General features: G+C 72.2%; 2 protein-coding genes. Both read right to left on the bottom strand.

Annotated elements, in window-relative coordinates; all coding sequences use genetic code 11:
* Nucleotides 1-56: 56 nt before the first annotated feature.
* Entirely contained in the window at nucleotides 57-941 is an 885-nt protein-coding gene (locus tag DQW06_RS02415) for a hypothetical protein (protein ID WP_117197881.1), read from the bottom strand.
* Nucleotides 942-1,670: 729 nt separating this feature from the next.
* On the bottom strand, nucleotides 1,671-2,889 hold a 1,219-nt coding region (gene kynU, locus DQW06_RS02410; RefSeq protein WP_117197880.1), incomplete at its 5' end, for a kynureninase.

Here is a 2,889-nt window from a genome sequence, read left to right as displayed (position 1 = left end):
GCCCCGGTCCGGAGTCCGTGTCCGCCGTCCCGGCCGACGGGCCGTCCCGGTGCGGGTCAGCGCCCGCCGCGCAGCCTGTCGATCACGGAGTTCAGCCGCGTGCCCAGGCTGTGGCGGCCGTTGCTCGCGTCCGTCAGGCTTCCGCCGTCGTCCTCGGCTCCGGCGTGGGCGCCGGCCGGACGGCGGGTCCAGGCGAAGAACACGGCGAGCAGCACGGCCGGGATCAGGGCCAGGGCCAGCAGCCCGGTGCCGCTGATGACGCCGTCGGAGCCCATGAGCTGGAAGCCGGAGAGGTCGTTGGCCGCGGTCTCGGCGGTCACGCCGCCGTCACCGTCCTCGCCCCCGTCCCCGGCGGCGCCCTCCTCGGGCTGCTCCTCCTTGGCGCTCTGCTCGGGCTCGCCCTCGGCCTTCTTCGGGGCGGGCTCCTCGCTCTCCTCGGCCTTCTGCGCGCTCTCCTCGGCGGACTCCTCTGCCTCCTCCTCGGGAAGAGCGTCCTCGGGGATCGGGGAGACCGCGTCCTCGCACTTGTTGCCGGGCTGCTGGAAGGGGTGCGGTGCGCCCTCGGTGCCCGCGCCGTCGCCCCACTTGGTGATGTAGTACTCCACCTCGAGGTGGCCGTTGCCGCCGCTGACGGTGTAGTCGCTGTCGTTCCAGGTCTCGCCCGTGATCTCGGCGAAGGTCTTGCCGTCCATGTCGAGGAGGACGTCACAACCCTCGGAGGGGGCGCCCGGGCCCCGGTCGCCGATGAAGAACTCGGCTTTCTTGCCCTCGTGTACGACATAGCCCTCGGTGCCGAGCGGCCAGCTGGGGCTGGAGAAAAGCCCCTTCTGCATGGGTTCCCCGCTCGCGGGGGCTCCTGTGTCCCCGTTGATGCCGGAACCGTCGTCCCAGAAGTAGGTCGCGGTAACTTCGCCGTGCTGAATGGGAGTGTCGTTGCTCATAAGTAGGAAGCCAGGTTGACGACAGGGCCGAGAAGACCGCGGGCATGACTCGCCCGGCATGCGGGCACGCTCGGTGCGCCCCCGCGAGGGCGTGGTCAAGGCAGGGTTCTCCCGCGTCGCTGGCGGCGAGTGGCGGGCGGGAACGGGATGTACCGATGGGATTCGGCTTCTCCGCTGGCGCAGGCGCGTGGATTCGCGCGGCCCTGTTCCCGGGGAAAGAGGTCTCGACTCCCTTGCGGCTCTCGGCCGGTCAAGGGCTCGGCATCGGTTCGTCAAACAGCAATAACGAACCGATCACGAGGACACTAACCCACGTTTAGGCAAAGCGCGCAATCCGCAGAGGTAAAATGACTTTGCGTGTCTCTCGCAATACGTTACGAAACGGGGCGCGCAAGGGACCGAAAACGCGAAAAGCCCTGGCGGCAGGGGATTTACGGACCGTCCCGGAGCAGCGGACGGGCCTTTCCGTGGCCCTCGTCATAGTTTCGGTTCCACCCGCCCGCGGGCGCTCGCGGGGCGGCACGGGCACGGGGCCGTACGGGGAGCCGCGGCGGACGCCGGACGCCAACGAACGTGGTCAAGTCCACGCAAACCACACATTCGGGAACGGTCAGCGCCGCTCCGGTCGGCTCCAGGCACGGGCGAAGGAGCCCCGGAAGGTCGCCCGGCCTACGGGCCCGGCCGCCGCGACGGGGCGGAGGTCCGGCCCCGGGGCCGGACCTCCGGGCCTCAGGTCACCCGGCCTCGGCGGGAGAAGCGCTCCTGGCGCCACTCCCCCGTCTCCACGACCTCCAGCAGGGCCTGCGCGGCGTCCCACACGTCCACGTAGCGCAGGTAGAGCGGGGTGAACCCGAACCGCATGACGTCGGGGGCGCGGAAGTCCCCGATCACACCGCGCGCGATGAGCGCCTGCACGATCGGGTACCCGGAACCCTCCTCCGGCTGTACCAGGGCCACCTGGCTGCCGCGCCGCGCGTGCTCGGCCGGGGTGATCGAGGAGATCCCCGCCCGGGCCGCGCGCTCCAGGAACAGGTCGGTCATGGCCAGGCTCTTGGCGCGCACCAGGCCCATGTCCGCCCGCGCCCACACGTCCAGGCTCGCCTCCAGGGCGGCGTCGGCCACCAGCGGCTGCGAACCGCTCAGGAAGCGCGACACCCCCTCGGCCGGCTCGTAGCCCGCGGTGAAGTCGAAGGGGCGTGCGTGCCCGTGCCAGCCGCTCAGGGGCTGGTCGGCCACGGCGTGGTGGCGGCGGGCGGCGTACAGGAACGCGGGGGCGCCCGGACCCGCGTTGAGGTACTTGTAGGTGCACCCCACCGCGAAGTCGGCACCGCTGCCGGACAGGTCGACGGGGACCGCGCCCGCGCTGTGGCACAGGTCCCAGACCACCAGGGCGCCGTGCTCGTGGGCCAGGCGGGTGATGCCGGGCATGTCGCGCAGGGTGCCGCTGCGGTAGTCCACGTGGCTGAGCAGCAGGACCGCGACGTCGCCCCGCTCCAGGTCCCGGGCCAGCTCGGGGCCGTCGGGGTCCACGCGCCTCTGCGTCGCCCCCGTCAGCGAGGCCGCCCCCTCGGCGACGTACAGGTCGGTGGGGAAGTTGCCCGCCTCGCCCAGCACCACCGAGCGGTCGGACATGCGCAGCGCCGCGACCAGGGTCTTGAACAGGTTGGCCGAGGTCCCGTCGCCGACGACCACCTCGTCGGCCGCCGCGCCGACCAGCGGCGCGATCTTGGCGCCCAGGGTGCGCGGCTTGTCCCACCACCCGGCGTCGTTCCAGCTGCGGATGAGGTCGCGCCCCCACTCGCGTTCGATCATGTCGGCGACCCGGCCGGGGGTGGAGCGCGGCAGCGCGCCCAGCGAGTTGCCGTCCAGGTAGACCACTCCCTCGGGGAGGACGAACTCCTCCCGGAAGGGGGCGAGGGGGTCGGCCGCGTCGAGCGCGGCGCAGTCC

The organism is Nocardiopsis sp. TNDT3, assembly GCF_003427465.1.
Taxonomy (GTDB): Bacteria; Actinomycetota; Actinomycetes; order Streptosporangiales; family Streptosporangiaceae; genus Nocardiopsis; species Nocardiopsis dassonvillei.
This window is presented reverse-complemented; position numbering and strand designations above follow the sequence as displayed.

What these genes read in the sequence shown, in the direction of transcription:
- DQW06_RS02415 (WP_117197881.1), bottom strand. Translation starts at nt 941, where the DNA reads ATGAGCAACGACACTCCCATTCAGCACGGCGAAGTTACCGCGACCTAC.